The sequence below is a fragment of the Vibrio sp. nBUS_14 genome (genome assembly GCF_051201655.1).
Classification (GTDB): Bacteria; Pseudomonadota; Gammaproteobacteria; order Enterobacterales; family Vibrionaceae; genus Vibrio.
In genome coordinates, this window is the sequence record NZ_CP179208.1 from 15,386 (window position 1) to 34,870 (window position 19,485).

Here is a 19,485-nt window from a genome sequence, read left to right on the forward strand (position 1 = left end):
CCCGAATTCAACCCCGAAGTGCGACACTCTCCAATATCAAGCAGCCAATACCATTTCTTTAAAGACAATCGCTGGTTGCTTGAAGTCTAAACACTTTTTCGGTCGATAATTTATCCGTGATACAGCGAATTCAATATCGCTGTCTGTTACCGTTGTTAAGTCGGTTCCTTTCTTCACATATTGCCTTAAAAGCCCGTTAGCATTCTCATTGGCTCCACGCTCCCAAGAACTATAAGGGTGGGCAAAGTACACATCAGCCTCCAACGCCTTTGCGATGGTTTCGTGGCCTGCAAACTCTCTCCCGTTATCTGCCGTGATGGTATGGACATGTTCCTTATAAGGCATGAGTAGCTCGATGGTGGCTTTGGTGACATCATCTGCTGACTTCGATGGCACTTTCTTGACCACGTAAAATCGTGTTTTACGCTCTAAAATTGTCACCATAGCACCAGTGCCATGTTTGCCTAATACGGTGTCGATTTCCCAATCACCCAATCGCTCCTTACTGTCAACGATGCTTGGCCTATCATCGATAGAAACAGCATTCTTGATCGCTGGCGCTTTCTCTTTTCTACCGCGACGATACCGCTTGTGACCTTGCCTCAAGTGGCGATATAACTTGCCTCCCAAGCGTTTATCCTGCGCAACAAATCGGTAGATCCACTCATGGCTGACAGCGGCACCGACTCTCGTTAATACACTGGAAATCTGCTCTGGACTCCAATCCGATTCCAAAAGGAGACGGATAAAATCAACACGCTCCTGAGGTATTCTGTATTTACGAGCTGATGTGCGTTTTTTGATTGAGAATACCTGAGCTTCGCTTGGGCAATAATGACTGCCTCTACTGCCGCGTTTAAGCTCACGATATACCGTAGAGCGATGGCACTGAACAGTTTTAGCTATTTCAGAAACCGAAATCCCCCGTTCCAAAAGAGCAGAAATCTGGTATCTTCTGCCCTCGGTCAACTGCTGATAATTCATGGTAGTACTGCTTGTTTCTTTGGCGAGAAGAGCGTACCACTTTCAGCAGTTGGCTTCCTCTTCTACACCTTTCCATGAATGTCGCACTTATTATCTGAAATCGGGCATCAGCTTCAAATAAAGCATCTAATGTGCGCCCAAGAACATCATCAGTTAAGTGGTGCGCTTCTATGTTTTTAGCAAGCAGCTTTGATATTGGCTTTGTCTCGAAAAAGTCAGAAAACATATGCAATGTTCGACTATGGAAGCCCAAACCGTTCAAAATCATGGCTAGAACGGCATCACCGTGTGAGACATTATGCTCTGAATACTTAGGAATTATGCGGTCGATAAGCCCGGGTAAATCAATCTCATGACAGAATGCAGCGATTAATCCAAGATGATCTAAGCGTTTTATGACAGGTTGAGGAGCAGACATCGCAAGTTACCGGCAAATAAAAGTAATAGATCAAAACGGGGGATCTGCGTCAAGTCTCAACTGCAATCATTATTGATAAATGATCGTGGGATCACACTAATTAAAATCTAGAATTGGCTGCGGAATGACGGGTATAGATACCCCGAACATGCGTAGGGCGATTGACATCACGTATATCTCGATGGCTAAGGGGTTCCTGTATTTAGTCGCCATTATCGACTGGTATAGCCGAAAGGTGCTGTCTTGGCGGCTATCCAACACGATGGACACGAGCTTTTGTATCGAAGTCCTTGAAGACGCGCTTAAACATTATGGGCCGCCAGATATCTTCAACTCAGATCAAGGAAGTCAGTTCACCAGCACCGAATTCACACAGAAGCTAATCGACCATGGAGTCAGGATAAGTATGGATGGGAAAGGACGCTGGGTCGACAATGTTTTCATCGAGCGATTATGGAGAAGCCTGAAATATGAGGAGGTTTACTTAAAAGCTTATACCACGCCCCGAGAAGCAGAGCTTGAAATCGACCACTACATGGTGTTTTATAATGAGGAGCGTAACCATCAGGGACTCATTGACCTCACCCCTGATGAAGCCTACTTTGGTAGGCAGAGATACGCTGCATGAGCTGGATCAACCTCTTAATAATTGGCATTCATCCACAGGTAAACACGTAGTTTTCTGTATTTACAGAATAAAGTTATTATTTTCCAAGTCATCTAGCGTTAGTGGTGATGCTATTGAAGTAATATAGTTGTCTAAATAGATTTCGACATCAGGTGACACAAAGTTATTACCACCATCACTATCTATTTTTAAAGTAATTCTTGTACCTTCATTGGTAAATTCAATAAAATCACTTAAGGTGTCACCGTGGCTAAAACTTAACAGTTCGCTTAAATCAATCTTATCCCCGTCAACACTAGCATCAAACTCATGTATTGTGTCCTTACCATCCAGTCCTTTATAAACAAAAATATCTTGGCCACCTCTTCGATCACCACTCCCCCCAAAGAGGTCATCATCCCCTTGATTACCATAGAACCAGTCATCATCACTTGATCCGAGCATCATATCATCTCCAATTGTGCCTCCTTCGACAATGTTTCGACCTTCAGTAAGGTTAGTTGTAGAAGCATCAGTGACTGATACCGTTACTGATTGAGTCTCTTCCTTATAACCAGAGTTCGAAAGGGTCACATCAAAAGTAATACTTGGTTCAGTATCAAAATCTAATGACTGCCCTGCCTTTAGCATTAACTTATCGCCAACAACTTCAAATCTCGAGTCAGATAACACCCAAGTATACCCTAATTTAGCATCTCCAGAGCCGTCAAAGGTAAGAGCACCAATCTCAGCTCCAAAAGAGTTGGCTTCACTAACACTCGCTCCCGTTGGCACTGTTACTTGTGTTTGGAGCTCATAACGTTCAGTTGCACCTCTACCATTTAACAAGTTTAAATCTATAAAGGTATTATCTGCGACGGAAATGGAAATAACACCATCAGACTCAGCAGTGCTCGCCAGTGGGGAAAGCATCGCAGTGTACTCAACTGTGCCGTCAGGATTTACAGTCTCAGCGCTTAATGTCGTTAAGTTCCCTCCAGTTACGACAATATCACTATCAGTAAACCCTTGAACAGGCTCAGAGAATTGGAATGTTATGGTCGCACTTTCTGATGGAAGGAATATGTTATCTGCGTCATCATCCAGGATGAACAATTGTGGAGGCGTATCAACATCTTTAACAATAGTCTTACTAACAGGAGAAGCTGGATTTCCAGCCTGATCCGAGACACTCGCTTCGACAGGTAGGGCGTTGTTATCTTTTAGTAAAGAGACATCAGCAGTACCTTCAAAAGTTCCATCAGCCTCAACCAAAGCATAATATAGCAACCCACCGATAGAAACCGTTACTGTTTGACCTACCTCAACACCTGTGGTAGTGCCGTCAAAGGTCACGCTCGTTAAATCGGTATCCCCACTATCGATGATGTCGTCGGTCGACACACTCACGCGGTCAATGCTTGGCGCGGCCGTGTCTTTCGCAATGGTGCTAGTAAAGGTTGGCGCCGCATTGCCTGCCACATCACTCACATTCGCCTGGACCGCTAAGGCCGCCCCATCGCTCACTTCCGTTAAATTCACCGTGCCGCTGAACGCGTCACCGCTCACAACGGCCGTCACTTCGACGCCCCCTATATCTAGCGTCACCGTCTGACCGTCCTCAACCCCAGTGGTCGTGCCGCTAAAGGCCACCGCCGCCACGTCACTACTGTTCACCACGTTATCGCTGGACACTACAACGCTGTCTATGCTCGGCGCGGTCGTGTCTTTCGCAATGGTGCTAGTAAAGGTTGGCGCCGCGTTGCCCGCCACGTCCTTCACGTCCGCCAGAACAGCAAGCGTGGCTCCATCGGCTAATGCGCTCAAGTCGGCGGTGCCGCTGAACGCATTACCGATCACTTCCGCCGTCACCGGGAGGCCCCCGATATCTAGCGTCACCGTCTGATCGTCCTCCACCCCAGTGGTGGTCCCTTCAAAACTCACGCGCGTTAAATCGGTATCCCCACTATCGATGAAGCCGTCGTCTGAGATCTTCAGCTCGGTAATCGTTGGCGCGGCCTTGTCTTTCATGATGGTGCTAGTAAAGGTTGCCGCATTCCCTAATGCATCACTCACGTCCGCCTGCACCGCTAAGGCCGCCCCATCGCTCACTCCCGTTAAACTCACCGTGCCGCTGAACGCGTCACCGCTCACAACGGCCGTCACTTCGACGCCCCCTATATCTAGCGTCACCGTCTGACCGTTCTCAACCCCAGTGGTCGTGCCGCTAAAGGCCACCGCCGCCACGTCACTACTGTTCACCACGTTATCGCTGGACACTACAACGCTGTCTATGCTCGGCGCGGTCGTGTCTTTCGCAATGGTGCTAGTAAAGGTTGGCGCCGCGTTGCCCGCCACGTCCTTCACGTCCGCCAGAACAGCAAGCGTGGCTCCATCGGCTAATGCGCTCAAGTCGGCGGTGCCGCTGAACGTATTACCGTTCATTTCCGCCGTCACCGGGAGGCCCCCGATATCTAGCGTCACCGTCTGACCGTCCTCCACCCCAGTGGTGGTCCCTTCAAAACTCACGCGCGTTAAATCGGTATCCCCGCTATCGATGAAGCCGTCGTCTGAGATCTTCAGCTCGGTAATCGTTGGCGCGGCCGTGTCTTTCACGATGGTGCTAGTAAAGGTTGCCGCATTCCCTAATGCATCACTCACGTCCGCCTGCACCGCTAAGGCCGCCCCATCGCTCACTCCCGTTAAATTCACCGTGCCGCTGAACGCATTGTCGATCACGACGGCCGTCATTGTGACGCCCTCGATATCCAGCGTCACCGTCTGACCATCTTCCACATTGCTGGTCGTGCCGTTAAACGTCACCTTATCCTCTGGGTCCTCTCGGTTCACGATATTGTTATCAGAGATCGTCAAATCATCAATACTTGGGGTGGTGGTGCCTTTCGTAAAGCTGCCTGTCTTCGTCGCCTCGTTGCCCGCCACGTCCATCACATCCACCTGAACAGGAAGGGTGGTCCCATCGGCTAAGCTGCTTAAATCGGCGGTGCCGCTGAACGCGTCACTGCTCACGACCGCCGTTGCTTGGATGCCCCCTATATCAAGGGTCACCGTCTGGCCGTCTTCGACCCCGGTAGTGGTACCGCTAAAGGCCACTGCCGCCACGTCATCCTCAAGGTTCACCACGTCATCGGTGGACACCACAAGGCTGTTTATGCTCGGCGCGCTCGTGTCTTTATCGATGCTGCCACTGAAGGTGGGCGCCGCATTGCCCGCCACGTCCATCACATCCACATGAACAGGAAGGGTGGTCCCATCGGCTAAGCTACTCAAATCGGCGGTGCCGCTGAACGCGTCACTGCTCACGACCGCCGTCGCTTGGATGCCACCAATATCTAGCGTCACCGTCTGGCCGTCTTCGACCCCGGTAGTGGTGCCGCTAAAGGTCACCGCCGCCACGTCATCCTCAAGGTTCACCACGTTATCGCTGGACACCTCCAGCGTCGCAATCGTTGGCACGGTCGCATCTCTATTAGTCGCATCTCTATTGGTCGTATCTTGATTGCTACTGCCATTAGAACTAATTGCTAATGCGGCGATGCCCAGCGATGCAGCGCCAACACCAATTTCTATGATATTGCTTCCAAAAGCAGGGGTACTAGTGAGCAATGAACTAGGGTTATACAGTAATTGCCCCCCTCCTATATCGCTCCCTTGAAGAAGGCTTAGAGAGAAGGATCATTAACTAATCCAGTTATAAGCTCACTATCGCCTGAAGCATATACCAAACTTTCCCCACTGATTCCTAAGGGCTCCCCGACACTATCAGGAGAGAGAGAAATAGCCTCCCCGGCTCCATCGGGAAGTAGCACTTGACAACTACTTGCCGCTTCTCCAGAACAAACCAAATAGTAATCTTTTATAACGACTTCGCTTCCATCTGCATATTTTAAGATTAAATCATCGCCTTTTCTTATCGCTATCACATTTTTTTTCAGCAAATTGTTACTGTTTACAGCTTCAACAGTTAGAGGCGAATTTTCTAAAGTCGGCGGCAGCTGTTTATCTAAAACAACATAGTTTTGATTTTCTTGAGCATTTATAACTGTTTTTAATACTTCACCGCTAATAGCTAGCTGGTTATTGTTGGAAATACTAGCATCCATAGTGACCTCTAAAATAAAAAATATTACTACTGATTAACATTGTTAGTTATAGGCGCCAAAAAGTAAAAAGTAAAAGGTCAAAGTAGATACCCCCATGCATGCCCGGGGTACTTACTGTTACAACTCCATGCGGAGTTGAACAGAATCCTTTTCGCCCTGTGTGTCGTGTAAGGAATCGTTTTTATTTTTTTATTTTTTTATAGACATTTACTCTGCTATAGTTATCTTTGATTCCATGGGCAAATCTTAAAGGTAACTCAACAGTGGCGGTATAACCGATAATTTCAAGTTGGAATACTCCTATCAACTTCTCTTTATCATATATTTCTTGTTGACCTTGTAAATCTATATAAGGTGAGTATCTAGAGTATAATTCTAAATAATAATCATAATTGTTGTTAACATGATCGTTTATTGTGACTTGGTATCTAAATACGAATTCATTACTACCTATTAGGAATTTAGAGCTATGCGGTATTTTTTTTGAACCTTCTATATCAAAAATATTAGTATGTGTCATTAAGTCTTGGCGCATATAGCCCCAAATTCGTAATCTTAAAAAATTCTGGTCATAATATCTATCATTAATTTCATGATTATCAGATAAGTAATCATAAAGCATAATCTCTATATTAGGTGTTTTTTTTGTTATCATTCCAAATAAACCAGCCATTATTAGACTAGTATGACTACCTGCGTCTCTTATAATATGAAATGACTTTTCTGAATCTACCCACTCATCAACAGCATAACGCTCCCTTTCTGAAATTAAAGAATCAGCATCTCTAAATATGACACGGGATATATCTGGGTCATCTGCAGCTAAAAACCTCCATGTTGTGCCTGGTAGTTTTTTTTGGTTACTATTAACTAAAATCAATTCTGCACCCAAATCAATTAGCCTTTCTCTGATACTCATTGGTACTGTGTTATCTATATAAAATCTACATATCCAATCCGGATATATCCTCTTAGACAATATAACATTGAAAATGGCGGTGATATTATATTTAGGGTCAGTGCCGTAAAGAGAAAATGAGATAACATTAATCCCATTCTTTTTTGATTTATTGTCAATTAAATTGTATCTTGCGTTTTTATTTTCTTTAATGTGTATTTCATCTTTAATTTTTAGTGACTTTGAACCATATTTTCTAACTGAATACATATCTTTTTTAACATGTGAGGCATGACTCAAACCGTCCAGTGCATTTCTATGCTCGAAACTTAACCTGTCTGAGTTTTTAAGTATTATCTTTGATTTTTTTATAACCTCATCCCATTCTCCTAAAAATGTCATACATGTAACAGCATCACTAAGGTGTACTAATCTATTAGTTCTATAAAAAAGTTCTAAAGCGTTTTTTTTTGCGTGAGAATAATTTTTTTTTAAAAATTCTGTAATTAATTCGTTTTTAATTTTTTCTAAATATTTTTCAGGCATGAATATCTCCTTTGTTTTTCAAGGTAGTTGTCATCATTTGCTTACTTATTAAGCAACTTCTCTTTCTGGATTTAGGTGAACGTCACCAACAGGCGCACAGTTTCTGATATCACCTGGCCAGCGTTCAGGATTTAGCTCTTTTGCAGCGAGTAGTACCTCTGCTCGGAGCTTCAAGATCTCTTTATCTTTTCCATTGTGACGCTCTGAAGGCGTAACGTAATTTAGCTTACTGTGCTTGTGCTCGGTGTTGTACCAGCGTACGAAGGCTTCAACCCAACTTCGGCTACTATCGAGAGTTTCAAAGCCCTTTGTTGGCCAGTTAGGCATGTACTTTACTGTACGGAACAATGACTCGACATACGGGTTATCATCACTGACTCTTGGGCGGCTATACGATGAGGTAATACCTAACTCTTCCATTTTGGCTTTGAACGTCAACGACTTCATCGGCGCACCATTATCTGAGTGAAGAACCAGCGCTTGATTGAAGCACTGCTCTCGCATCATCGTTCGTTGCAGAAGCTGTGACGCCAGCTCACCGCATTCATGCTCATACACCTCATAACCCACGATTTTTCGACTGTAGATATCCTCGATGACATACAGGTAATAGTGTTGGCCTTGAACTTTTGAAGGTAAGTAAGTGATATCCCATGTATAGACTTGGTTCGAGTCTGTAGCTGTATAACTTGTTGGTTTCGCACGCTTCTGCCTACTTCTATGACGACCTCGTTTGTTTAGTTGCCCCTGTGCACTCAGTATCCGATAGTAACTTGACTCAGAGGCGATATACTCACCTCTATCAAGCAGTGTCGGGACTATTTGAGTCGGAGGTAAGCTTGCGAACTCAGAGCGGTTACACACCTCAATAATCGCATCACGCTCTTGTTGAGATAGCTTGTTAGCAGGCTCAGGCCTGAGACATATTGTCCTTTTGTCAGCTTGCACTTCACCTTGTTGGTACCAGCGGCGATACGTTCTCAAGTCGATTTGAACTTCATGGCAAGCTGGCTCTAAACGACATCCGCATTGCTTCGCTTCAAGGATAAGAGTCACTATGGTCTGCCTTTCATCGGTTGAGGTTAGTCGTCCTCTGGCTCTTCCCCGTAAAAGGCTCTCAGCTTTTTTCTTAGCACCAAGAGGGCGGCCGTTTCAGCGAGTGCTTTTTCTTTGAGTCGTAAATCTTTCTTCAACTCTTTGATTTCAAGTTTGTCAGCTTTAGTCTGCTTCTTTGCTTCAGCTTCCTGCTCTTTACTCGACTTAAACCCTTGCATACATTCGCTGCGCCAGCTTTGGATTTGTTCTGGGAAAAGACCTTTTTCACGACAATATTGGCTGAGTTCACTTTCTGTCATTGAGTAGGTTTCAGCGACAATGGCAAGTTTAGTTTGAGCAGACCACTGCTCTGATGAAGTATGGCTATTTGGCACGGCGGCTCCTGAACGTCTGAGTTGCTGACGCCAATGATACAAGGTCGCAGTGCTAATTCCTTCCTCTTCCGATACTTCTTTCACTGACATCGAATAGGGAGGCAACAGCTTCTTAATATAGCTTCTTTTCTTTCTACTGAGATACGAGACACAATTACTCTTTATCGCCCAAACTGGTTAAATTTTAACAGTGACAACTACCCTGCCAGATAGGGATCTCCTTTGTTTTTCTTTGAATATATATTAATTAGGTATAGCTACATGTACTATTGAAGTCAATGTTGAGTAATGACTCCAACCCGTTGATTGCATGATAGAATCTTCCTGAACTTTTTATAGGTGTTTCAAGGCCTTGTTGCTTAAATCGATGGAACTAAATCAGGAAGCTACGATCTGATCGGATACACCCATCAATCGTCGTAGTCTCATGCCTAAACCTCGTTACAAAACAACTAACTGGAAGCAGTATAATAAAGCCTTAATCAACCGTGGCTCTCTGACCTTTTGGATTGATGAGGAGACGTTAGCCGAGTGGAAGCAAAACAAACAAGGCAAGCGTGGTAGACCTCGCCGATTCAGCGACTTAGCCATTACTACCGCTCTGATGGTGAAACGCGTTTTCTCTATGCCATTGAGAGCGCTGCAAGGTTTTCTAGACTCCGTCTTTAAGCTGGCTAACATCCCTCTGGTTTGCCCACACTACACCTGTATAAGTCGTCGATCTAAGGATGTTGAGGTTTCATTTAAAACTAAAACCAGAGGTGCGATACAACACCTAGCCATTGATGCCACTGGTCTCAAGGTTTATGGCGAAGGTGAATGGAAGGTCAAGAAGCATGGAACTGATGGGAAGCGAAGAGTCTGGCGTAAGCTGCACATCGCAGTAGATACAAGCACCCACGAAATAGTCGCAGCAGAGCTGAGCTTATCTAACGTAACCGATGCCGAAGTGCTCCCCAACTTACTCAATCAGACACGTCGGAAAATCATTGAGATATCAGGTGATGGCGCTTATGACACAAGGAATTGCCATGATGCCATACGGATCAAGCGAGCTGTTCCGCTCATCCCACCAAGAGAAGGGGCTGCCTTCTGGGAGCGTGGTCACCCCCGAAATCTCGCCGTGGGTTGCCAGAAGTTATATGGCTCAAATAAGTATTGGAAAGAGCGGTATGGCTATCATAAGCGCTCTCTATCAGAGACCGCGATGTACCGAGTAAAACAGCTGCTAGGTGGGAAATTAAGCCTGAGGAACTACAACGCTCAAGTTGGCGAGACTTACGCTATGATTAAAGCCCTGAATAAGCTTACAGGGCTTGGTATGCCTGAAACACAGTATATCGATTAAGAATTAAGCACAATGGGGCAGGCATGCCTTCTCTCTGAATTAAGCAACAAAGCCGTGTTTCAATGGCTATCATCCAAGTAAACTGCCGTTTTTGCAATCAAACTGAGCATGAACGGAAACATGGTACTGGGGCTGCTGGCTTTCAGCGATTAGTTGCCTTGAAGGTAAGGAATTTGAATGATTTCTTACCTGAACGATCGCGCCATAACTCACGTCAGAATGAGTTGCTGACTGATCTAACTTCTGCTATTGAATATAAACACGGGTTTTTGTTGAACACTTTCATGCTGTTTTCGGAATTTTAGATACACTCATCCTGCGAAATGCCTAAATTGACCTGATTTGGACTTGAACCCGAGCATGGTGGACCAGCTCTGACAGTGGCTCCCCAGCCCTAAAGCGAAGAAACGTGAACCGGCGACGGTGTCGCCTGAGCGGCCTACGGCCGAAAACAAAGAGACTCAACCTACTAGGGCGCTTTGGATGAATCGTTTATCCTATAGGTCATGCATCCGAATAAGCCCATCAAACAACTCTTCAATGCCAACGATACTTGGCTGAACTACCTCAATAAGTACCGAGAAACCCTCCGAACCGTCGTCATTGAAAACGTCACCAAGATGCTCGCTTGCAGTACCGCTGCTTTTGGCTCTAAAGAGTATCGATGCACTCATGCTGACTGCACCCATCACAAATACATTCACCAGACGTGTAAATCTCGCTTTTGCAGCAGTTGTGGCATAAAAGCCACAGAGCGGTGGATACGAAAGCAACAACATGTCTTTCCTAAGTGTGAGTATCAACACGTTACGTTGACGCTACCACACACGTTGTGGCCCATCTTTCGGGATAATCGTTTTCTTCTCAATCATCTCTTTAGCTGCGCAGCCAAAATCTTCTTAGGATGGGCAAAGCAACTCGATATCGATATTGGCGTGTTCTGTGCACTTCATACCTACGGCAGAAAGCTGAATTGGAATGTGCACATCCATTTGTCTGTCACCCGTGGGGGTTTATGTAAGAAGACTGGTCTATGGAAGCCGATTTTCTTTAAAGCTAAGACCACTGAGAAGTGTTGGCGCGGTGCCATCACTCAACTTCTCAGCTCCAATTACTCAGAGTTAGACTTGAGTGGAGAGGACTGCCCTTTCATTCGTAATGAGCAAGATTGGTCCCGATTTTTAACCAGCCAATATTGCCGTCGATGGAAGCTGCACTTTGCAAAGAAAACAGCCAACGTGACGCCAACCATGACTTACCTCGGCCGATACCTAAAACGGCCACCGATATCGGCGTCGCGTTTACGACATAACTTCCAGGGAGGCTTGGTGACGTTTGATTACCTCAACCATAGGAATGGTCGAACGGAATCCCTCATTTTGAGTCCAGAAGCTCTGATAGAACGCATGATTGAGCATATTCCAGATAAGCACTTCAAAATGATTCGATACTTCGGTTTTCTATCAAACCGACGTCGTGGTGAGATGCTCCCTAAGGTCTACGGTGCCTTGGGTGTCGCTCCTAAAGACGCACCTGAAATGCCCGGTTACGCAGCTATGCTGAAAGGGTATGTGAAGGTTGATCCGTTTGAATGCATTCTTTGTGGGCACCGTTTAACGTTTCTTCGCTTTAGGGCTGGGGAGCCGCTGTCAGAGCTGGTCCACCATGCTCTGGTTCAAGCCCAAATCAGGTCAATTTAGGCGTTTCACAGGATGGGTGTATCTGAAATAGCGAAAACAGCATGAGAGTGTTCAACAAACATCCGTGTTTAGATTGTAGAGCAGAAGTTAGGTCTGTCCGGGACTCATTCTGACGTGAGTTATGCCGCGATTGTTCAGGTCAGGAAACATTGAGATTCCTTACCTTCAAGGCCGGCTGCATATTCAAGTTGATTCGGTATATGTTCCAGTAATTTTCGATACTATCAAAATAGATCAATCACTTAAAGTCATGTCAGAAAACCGGGGCTACTTCTCACTTTACAAGTTAATTTATTAGAAAAAGTCATATTATGTTGTTTGCCTATCAAAAAAGTACTAAAAATATTTGTATGCTTTTAAAGCACACTGTAAGGTTATAAAATATTGATAAATATGATTTTAACAAGGAGGTGTTGATATGAATAATGGTAAAAGTTTTTACTATTCCAGTCTATTTGTGCTGGTAAGTTCTGCTTTTTTGTTTGAAGCATATGCTGAACCATATAGTTGTGAATCATACTTAAATCCACAATCAGGCTTGGAAGAATTAGCTACCAACTGCCCAGTAGGTAAGTTTTTTGCTGAGAGAAGTAAAGAAAGAATACAGCTTGAAAGTGAGTTGTTCTGGGTACAATGTGGTTTTTTTAAAAACTCTTTAAAAAAAGAAAGCATAATAAAAGTTTATGATGCTTTTCCTCGCTCTACATGGTTAAAAAAGGAAAAAGGTTACTCTCGTTGCTTATTAGGCCCGTACAAAGGGGTTAATGATGCAAAGAATGCTTTAAAAAGAACATCGACTATTTCCGGATTTGAAAAGGCCTTCTTAAGAAACATAGATGGCTACTCAGATATAAAAATAAAAAGAAAAGAAGAAGTTGAGTATGAAGTTGAGTATAAAGAAAACATCTTTGATAGTAATCTTGTTGTCTTTTATGAGGAAGAAAATTCTGAAGAAATTAATGAATTAAATGGTTTACATGAATTTATTCTGCAGACTATAGAAAAACATCCTATTGTTAAAAGTTCACAAGCTAGAGTCGAATCATATCGTTCAGCCTTAAAAAGCGCCGACTGGGGCTACTTCCCGACGCCGGACTTGTCTATTGTTGGGGGCTCTTCATCTACAAGAAACTCAATGCCCGGTGTTGACTATGAGGTTGTCTTTGGGTTAAATCAACCAATATGGACTGGCGGAAGAATAACATCAGGAAGAGAGCTTGCTCTTGCTGAACTAAACTCATCTATTGCAGTAGCCGATAAAGAAAAACAAGATCTAACTCTCAAGGTTATTGGAATATTCGGCGAGTGGTATTCTGCCAACCTAACTTTAAAAGCGCTGAATAACAGTCGTAGAGAGCATCTGGAATTTATACAGCAATTAGAACGCAGGTTGAAGCAAGGGGTAGCATCTGAAAGTGATCTTGTGCTTGCAAAATCAAGGTATTCATCAGTTTTAGCTAGTGTGTTAACAGCAAAAACATCACTAGACTCATCAAGAGAACGATTGTCACAACTCTCAGGTCGTAGTTTATCTAATGCTGAATTGAGTAAATTTATTTCAAAGCCGCTCTCTCTATCAAAGGAAGATAGCGTGTTGGTCAATAGTGCTTTAAAGCTAGACCCGAATATAAAGTTAGCTGAGGCACAATTATTGGTAGCCGAATCTGAACTATATAGGGAAAAATCAAACTTATATCCAGATATATTTTTTAGAGCGGAGCACCAAGTTGGGAGTTTATATTCCACATCACTACCTGATGAAAGCCGCTTTTTTATCAACTTTAGAAGTAAGTTAGGTCCTGGGCTATCTAACTTTTCTAATGTGAAAAATTATTCTTTTAGATTAGATAGTGCAATAGTTGACGTTGAAGAAAGAAAGCGAGAGGTTGTTGAGATTCTTAGCTCAGATCTATTAGTAGTTAAAAAGTTCGAAGAAGAGATTGAAGAGCTAGAAAGCTCTATAGTTCTAATGAACAATCTCTCCAGTTCATATAAAAAACAGTTTCTTGCTGGGAAAAAAAGTGGTTTAGATGTTATGAACCATGTACGAGAGGCATCAAACATAGAAGTTAGGCTTGGTCGGCAGAAAGCCATCTATTTTACTAAAACTTGGGAAATAGGGGTCGCTACCTTAGGTTTTGATAATATTTAAAAACGGAAAATAACTCTATATGGCTCTGTTGCAAATACTGATAAAAGACGTGGCAGAACCATTCTTCAGGCGCAATTATTCTGCGAGTGCATAAAATCGCTCACAGGCTGTTTGGCTTTCAGCGATTTCGCTGCCTTGATTGCAAACGTTCAAAGGTAAGAAATCTGAATGATTCCTTACCTGAATGATCGCGGCATAACTCACGTCAGAATGAGTCGCTGACTGATCTAACTTCTGCTCTACAATCTAAACACGGATGTTTGCTGAACACTTTCATGCTGTTTTCGGGGTTTTAGATACACTCATCCTGCGAAATGCCTAAATTGACCTGATTTAAGCTTGAACCAGAGCATGATGGACCACCTCTGACAGCGCTTCTCCAGTCCTAAAACGAAGAAACCTTAAACGATGCCCACAAAGAATGTACTCAAACGGGTCAACCTTCACATACCCTTTACATGGCGGCGTAGCCGGGCATTTCAGGTGCGTCTTTAGGGGGCATCGTAGACCTTAGGGAGCATCGTAAGCGCTCCATAATACCGGTGTTTTTCAAGGTAGTTGTCATCATTTGCTTACTTATTAAGCAACTTCTCTTTCTGGATTTAGGTGAACGTCACCAACAGGCGCACAGTTTCTGATATCACCTGGCCAGCGTTCAGGATTTAGCTCTTTTGCAGCGAGTAGTACCTCTGCTCGGAGCTTCAAGATCTCTTTATCTTTTCCATTGTGACGCTCTGAAGGCGTAACGTAATTTAGCTTACTGTGCTTGTGCTCGGTGTTGTACCAGCGTACGAAGGCTTCAACCCAACTTCGGCTACTATCGAGAGTTTCAAAGCCCTTTGTTGGCCAGTTAGGCATGTACTTTGTAAGCGTCTTTAAATCGACTCATTCAATCCTTTTAATAAACGTCGTAACCTTTAACTTTTATCGTTAAAGGTACTCGAAAATGTCTCAGCATAGATCTCAGCAAGAATGGCTACGCCTTGTTCAGAAGTATTACAATAGTGAGCAGTCTGCCGCTCAGTTTTGTTTAGAGCACAATCTTCATCCAAAAACATTTGATAACAACCGTCGCAAACTACACCACTTAGTCAACCTGCCTAAAAAACGAGAAGATTCACTTTCTGAATGCATATTTCGGAGCTATCCGACCGCCTATTTCGGTTTTAATCGACCACCAAATCCGTTTTTAACCGACCACTCATTTCGGTTTTAATCATCCACTTTTCGGTGTGTTTCCGAAATCGATGGTCGATTTACCGAAATAAACCTCTTTTCTCTTTTAAATCAATAGGTTTAACCTGAGTCTTTCATGTTGAGAGCACTAAGGATAAATCATGCCGAAAAAGAGAATGCCAATGAATAAAATTAAGGAAATATTACGCCTCCGATACGAGTGCAATCTTTCTAATCGACAGATCGCCGCTTGCCTCAATATTGCTCATTCCACTGTATCCCAGCATCTATCCCGATTTAAATCCAGTGGACTCACGTGGCCACTGGAAGAGACTCATCATGAAAATCAAGTCACCCAAGCTTTGTTTGATGGTCGCTCATCTTCTCAGCATAAAGTGATGCCTGATTTCACTCTCTGCTACTTAGAATTGAAGCGTAAAGGGATGACTAAAGCTTTGCTTTGGGAAGAGTATTGTCATCAGCATCAAGACAAAGCCTATGGCTATACACAGTTCTGCGAACTGTATAGACGTTGGCTAAAGACACAAAAACGCAGTATGCGCCAACTTCACCATGCTGGTGACAAGCTCTTCATTGACTACTGTGGCCCAACGATCCCTGTTGTGAATCCAGATACAGGAGAATGCAGACATGCTCAGGTATTTGTCGCCACTTTAGGGGCGTCAAATTACACCTATGTCGAGGCGAGTGAGAGCCAAGGGCTTGAACACTTCCTCATGGCTCATGTGAATACCTTTAATCACTTTGGTGGTGCTCCGAATCTACTTGTACCTGATAATCTGAAATCTGCTATAACGAAAGCAGACCGTCATAGCCCTATCCTCAATGAGAGCTACCGAAAACTGGCACAACATTACGGCGTTGCTGTGATGCCAGCCAGGCCCTACAAGCCTAAAGATAAAGCCAAAGCTGAGAACGCAGTTCTCATCGTAGAGCGCTGGATAATGATGCGCCTTCGCCACCAAGTGTTCTATACAATGGCTGAGCTGAACCTGGCTATCCGAAAGCTGATGCATGACTTAAACCAACGAGAGATGAAGCAGCTTGGTGTCAATCGACATGACTTGTTCAACAAAGTTGACCGTCCAGCGTTAAAACCACTGCCATCGCAACCATATGTGTATATCGAAACTAAACGAGCAACCGTCTCCCCTGATTATCACATTCAATATAAAAAGCACTTCTATACCCTTTCAACTTGAAGATGCAGGTATCAGTACCTGAAAATTATCTGTAATTCTGGATACAAGTGAGCCTGCAACTTCTGGTAACGTCACATCGAAAAACTTTTTGATAGCAGAGGTGAATGCTGTTTTGGAGGGAAAATAGACATTGTTCCTCACATGCTCATTCATTACTTTCCAAAGCCGCTCTATTGGATTTAAGTTTGGGCTGTATGGGGGTAAGTAATGAAGCTCTATATTGAGTACTTTTGCCGCATTCCTAAACATTTCTGACCGATGGTAGGCTGCACCATCAAGCACAATATGCACGGTTTGCTCTAGTGGATAATGCTCTTTCTTGAGTTTCCAAAAGAAGCGAACAATACTCTCGCTATCTATCGTTTCATAAGTATCTGTGATCGTTGCGCTGATGTTTTTCAATGACAGAGCACCGATTAGATTCACTCGAGTGCGGCTACCTGTCGTTTCAATTAGCTTATCCTGTCCCTTACGGATCCAGCCACAGCTAAGTTTTGTTGATTGAGTTGGATGAACGGCGTCCATGAAAAGTACAGGCGCATCCTTGGGCTTAAGTACCTCGTTGTAATACTCGATAAATGCTTGCTGCTCTTCAGGCTTTAGTTTATGTGGTACACCTTTGGGCTTTTTGTATGCAAAACCGTGGTGATGTAACCACTTATTAATCCCAGAAACGGTGTAGCTCACACCGAATTCAGCTTCGACGTAAGTAACGATTTGACGCGTATGAAAATAGGTTTTCTCAGTCAAATGCTCGATGAGCTGCATCGTCTGAGTATCAGAAAGTAGACTCTGGCTCCCGCCATTCTCAGGTTTAAGTTTTTCAGATAGAGCATAATCACTAAGATGACGAGCAACTGTAGATTCATGGATACGAAGGGCTTGAGAGATCATAGGCGGGCTCCAACTTTCGGAAGCTAGCAAGACCGCTTTTATACGGTCGCATACTCGACGATCACGCTCAGTATTGTGCATCTGTTCGAGTTGTTGTTTTTGCTCAGGAGTTAGTACCATTTTCATGGTGAGTAGCATGATCCTGATTTCATTGAAAATCAAGCATCTTCAATGATCACGGGTATACTCTGTGCCGCACCAACTTGTTGGGCAACAAGTTGAGCTTGAAGCAACGCATCAAATAATACGTATCTACCACAAAGGGAGCATTGTTGCTCACCACTGCACAAGCCAAAAAGAATATGGTCTCTCTACCGTTTACGAGCATATGCCAAGCAACCATCAATACCAATCATGGACACCCGAGCGTTTTATCCGTTGGGGAAAATCTATTGGGCCAGCCACAGGTGAACTGACTCAGATGTTGCTCAAACGCCCAGAGCATGAAGCATTGGCCTTTAGAAGTTGCTTTGGGTTACTAAGTCTTGCCAAAAAGCACTCAGACGCACGGTTAGAACAAGCTTGCCGAGATGCCTTAGTGACAGAGAAGCCATACCTTGGCTTCGTCAAAAACTTATTGAAGAACCATCGTGAAGGCACTCTCTCTCAGCCTTCCACTGATACACCAAACCTTAAACACACTAATGTTCGTGGTTCCAACTACTACCACTAGGAGAAACAATATGGACGCAATAATCCAACAGTTAAAATCACTACGCCTAAGTCATGCTTCTGATGCACTGGAACAGCAAAGAATACACCCCGCGACCTATGCTGAACTTGGCTTTGAAGAAAGGTTAGGACTCATCCTTGATCATGAGATAGTGAACCGAGATCAAACCAAAATCCAACGACTTAAACGGCAAGCCAAGCTGCGCCTAAGCGCTAGCGGTAATCAACTGGACTACCGCCCAGAACGAGGCTTAAAAAGAGCAATGATGGGAGAGTTATTATCAGGCACTTATTTACAAAAGCGACAGAATGTCCTGATTACAGGTGCAACAGGTGCAGGTAAAACCTATGTTGCTTGTGCGCTCGCCGAGCAGGCGTGTGAGCAACACTGCCCAAGTCGTTATTATCGCCTAAATCGTTTACTTGATGACCTGAGTAGTAGCCGCCTTGATGGCAGCTATCAAAAGCTACTACTGAGCTTGTCTAAGAAAAAACTGTTGGTTATCGATGACTGGGGAATGGAAAAACTCAGCCAAGAGCATGCAAGTAATCTTCTCGAAGTGCTAGAAGATAGATACCAAGAGTGCAGTACGATCATTATCAGCCAACTACCTGTAAAAGAATGGCACGAGATGATCGACAACTCGACGATCGCTGATGCGATCTTAGATAGGTTGGTTCATCAAAGTCATAGAATCGAGTTACGAGGGGAATCAATGAGAAAACTGGCTTAAATCGACCACTTGGAGTAAAACTAAGGAAGAGAAAAGAGAGGCTTAAAAAGGTGGTCGATTAAAAACGAAACTAGGGGTCACATCAGCCGAAATACGCACTGAATTCGTTGTTGTTGAAAAAATAGCCATACTAAATACCAAAACCGAGCAACTGCCTCCCTCTACGTTACCTACGGAATTACGCCTTGAAGCGGGAGCATGCTCTCTTCATGTACCTCGTGATGTAGCACCTCAGTGGCTCGGTCTTCTATTGAAGGAGCTTGCTGTTGTATGAAAATGTTCCCTGATATCTCTGTTATCTATCTCCACAAGGCGCCCGTCGATTTTAGAAAGGGCGTTAACGGCTTGAGCTTTATTGTTGAACAGAATATGAACCTTAATCCCTTCTCCGAAGCGCTATTCGTCTTCTGTAATCGCACGCGGGATAAGCTCAAAGTTCTCTACTGGCAGCGTAATGGCTTTTGCCTCTGGCAAAAGCGACTCGAAAAAGACAAGTTCGCTTGGCCAAGAAGAACCGGCGACGGTGTCGCCTGAGCGGCCTACGGCCGAAAACAAAGAGACTCAACCGACTAGGGTGCT

13 protein-coding genes and 7 pseudogenes are annotated in these 19,485 nt (G+C 44.2%); 11 read left to right on the forward strand and 9 right to left on the reverse strand.

Annotated elements, in window-relative coordinates:
* Window positions 1–36 precede the first annotated feature (36 nt).
* A complete protein-coding gene (locus tag ACMAZD_RS25725; RefSeq protein WP_435248156.1) occupies window positions 37–984 on the reverse strand; it encodes an IS30 family transposase in 948 nt (315 codons plus the stop codon).
* A 67-nt stretch (window positions 985–1,051) separates the two neighbouring features.
* Window positions 1,052–1,402 (reverse strand): annotated as a pseudogene (locus ACMAZD_RS25730) (DUF4277 domain-containing protein); the annotation flags it as partial.
* Window positions 1,403–1,535: 133 nt separating this feature from the next.
* On the opposite strand from ACMAZD_RS25730, the pseudogene ACMAZD_RS25735 reads away from it, so the two are divergent.
* Window positions 1,536–2,030, forward strand: a pseudogene (locus ACMAZD_RS25735) (IS3 family transposase); the annotation flags it as partial.
* 60 nt (window positions 2,031–2,090) lie between these two features.
* On the opposite strand, the gene ACMAZD_RS25740 reads toward ACMAZD_RS25735, so the two are convergent.
* The 4 genes from ACMAZD_RS25740 to ACMAZD_RS25755 all read right to left on the reverse strand — a co-directional run bounded on the left by ACMAZD_RS25740 (window position 2,091) and on the right by ACMAZD_RS25755 (window position 9,097).
* Entirely contained in the window at window positions 2,091–5,636 is a 3,546-nt protein-coding gene (locus ACMAZD_RS25740; RefSeq protein WP_435250610.1) for an Ig-like domain-containing protein, read from the reverse strand.
* A gap of 56 nt (window positions 5,637–5,692) precedes the next feature.
* Window positions 5,693–6,133, reverse strand: coding sequence for a hypothetical protein (locus tag ACMAZD_RS25745; RefSeq protein WP_435250611.1), 441 nt, complete (start codon window positions 6,131–6,133; stop codon window positions 5,693–5,695).
* Window positions 6,134–6,314: 181 nt separating this feature from the next.
* Entirely contained in the window at window positions 6,315–7,577 is a 1,263-nt protein-coding gene (locus tag ACMAZD_RS25750; RefSeq protein WP_435250612.1) for a hypothetical protein, read from the reverse strand.
* A 48-nt stretch (window positions 7,578–7,625) separates the two neighbouring features.
* A protein-coding gene (locus tag ACMAZD_RS25755) for an IS3 family transposase (protein WP_435250549.1) occupies window positions 7,626–9,097 on the reverse strand; the annotation gives its coding sequence in 2 pieces (ribosomal slippage) (window positions 7,626–8,707 and window positions 8,707–9,097; 1,473 coding nt in all).
* Window positions 9,098–9,434: 337 nt separating this feature from the next.
* Here ACMAZD_RS25755 and ACMAZD_RS25760 point away from each other — a divergent pair.
* From ACMAZD_RS25760 to ACMAZD_RS25775, 4 genes and pseudogenes are all read left to right on the forward strand, one after another.
* Window positions 9,435–10,355, forward strand: a complete 921-nt coding sequence (locus ACMAZD_RS25760) for an IS5 family transposase (protein ID WP_435246996.1) — start codon at window positions 9,435–9,437, stop codon at window positions 10,353–10,355.
* Window positions 10,356–10,417: 62 nt separating this feature from the next.
* Window positions 10,418–10,525 (forward strand): annotated as a pseudogene (locus tag ACMAZD_RS25765) (IS1 family transposase); the annotation flags it as partial.
* A gap of 336 nt (window positions 10,526–10,861) precedes the next feature.
* Entirely contained in the window at window positions 10,862–12,055 is a 1,194-nt protein-coding gene (locus ACMAZD_RS25770; protein WP_435250613.1) for an IS91 family transposase, read from the forward strand.
* Window positions 12,056–12,473: 418 nt separating this feature from the next.
* Complete coding sequence (locus ACMAZD_RS25775; protein ID WP_435250614.1) at window positions 12,474–14,207, forward strand: TolC family protein; 1,734 nt, start codon at window positions 12,474–12,476, stop codon at window positions 14,205–14,207.
* 333 nt (window positions 14,208–14,540) lie between these two features.
* On the opposite strand, the pseudogene ACMAZD_RS25780 reads toward ACMAZD_RS25775, so the two are convergent.
* Together ACMAZD_RS25780 and ACMAZD_RS25785 are read right to left on the reverse strand one after the other, a co-directional pair.
* Window positions 14,541–14,728: pseudogene (locus tag ACMAZD_RS25780) on the reverse strand (IS91 family transposase); the annotation flags it as partial.
* A 58-nt stretch (window positions 14,729–14,786) separates the two neighbouring features.
* A complete protein-coding gene (locus ACMAZD_RS25785) occupies window positions 14,787–15,065 on the reverse strand; it encodes an integrase core domain-containing protein (RefSeq protein ID WP_435250615.1) in 279 nt (92 codons plus the stop codon).
* Window positions 15,066–15,153: 88 nt separating this feature from the next.
* Here ACMAZD_RS25785 and tnpA point away from each other — a divergent pair, with 88 nt between their 5' ends.
* Together tnpA and istA are read left to right on the forward strand one after the other, a co-directional pair.
* Window positions 15,154–15,423, forward strand: a complete 270-nt coding sequence (tnpA, locus tag ACMAZD_RS25790; RefSeq protein ID WP_435250616.1) for an IS66 family insertion sequence element accessory protein TnpA — start codon at window positions 15,154–15,156, stop codon at window positions 15,421–15,423.
* Between the two features lie 121 nt (window positions 15,424–15,544).
* Window positions 15,545–16,597, forward strand: a pseudogene (gene istA, locus ACMAZD_RS25795) (IS21 family transposase); the annotation flags it as partial.
* On the opposite strand, the gene ACMAZD_RS25800 reads toward istA, so the two are convergent.
* Window positions 16,598–17,626, reverse strand: a complete 1,029-nt coding sequence (locus ACMAZD_RS25800) for an IS630 family transposase (RefSeq protein ID WP_435248897.1) — start codon at window positions 17,624–17,626, stop codon at window positions 16,598–16,600.
* A gap of 64 nt (window positions 17,627–17,690) precedes the next feature.
* Between ACMAZD_RS25800 and ACMAZD_RS25805 the strand changes: the two are divergent.
* The 4 genes and pseudogenes from ACMAZD_RS25805 to tnpB form a co-directional block, all read left to right on the forward strand.
* Window positions 17,691–17,786: pseudogene (locus ACMAZD_RS25805) on the forward strand (Mu transposase domain-containing protein); the annotation flags it as partial.
* A 186-nt stretch (window positions 17,787–17,972) separates the two neighbouring features.
* Window positions 17,973–18,173: pseudogene (locus ACMAZD_RS25810) on the forward strand (IS21 family transposase); the annotation flags it as partial.
* A gap of 10 nt (window positions 18,174–18,183) precedes the next feature.
* Window positions 18,184–18,906 (forward strand): IS21-like element helper ATPase IstB, encoded by a 723-nt coding sequence (gene istB / locus ACMAZD_RS25815; RefSeq protein WP_286291966.1) that lies wholly within the window; start codon window positions 18,184–18,186, stop codon window positions 18,904–18,906.
* A gap of 270 nt (window positions 18,907–19,176) precedes the next feature.
* Complete coding sequence (gene tnpB, locus ACMAZD_RS25820; RefSeq protein ID WP_435250617.1) at window positions 19,177–19,440, forward strand: IS66 family insertion sequence element accessory protein TnpB; 264 nt, start codon at window positions 19,177–19,179, stop codon at window positions 19,438–19,440.
* The last annotated feature ends 45 nt before the right edge of the window (window positions 19,441–19,485 follow it).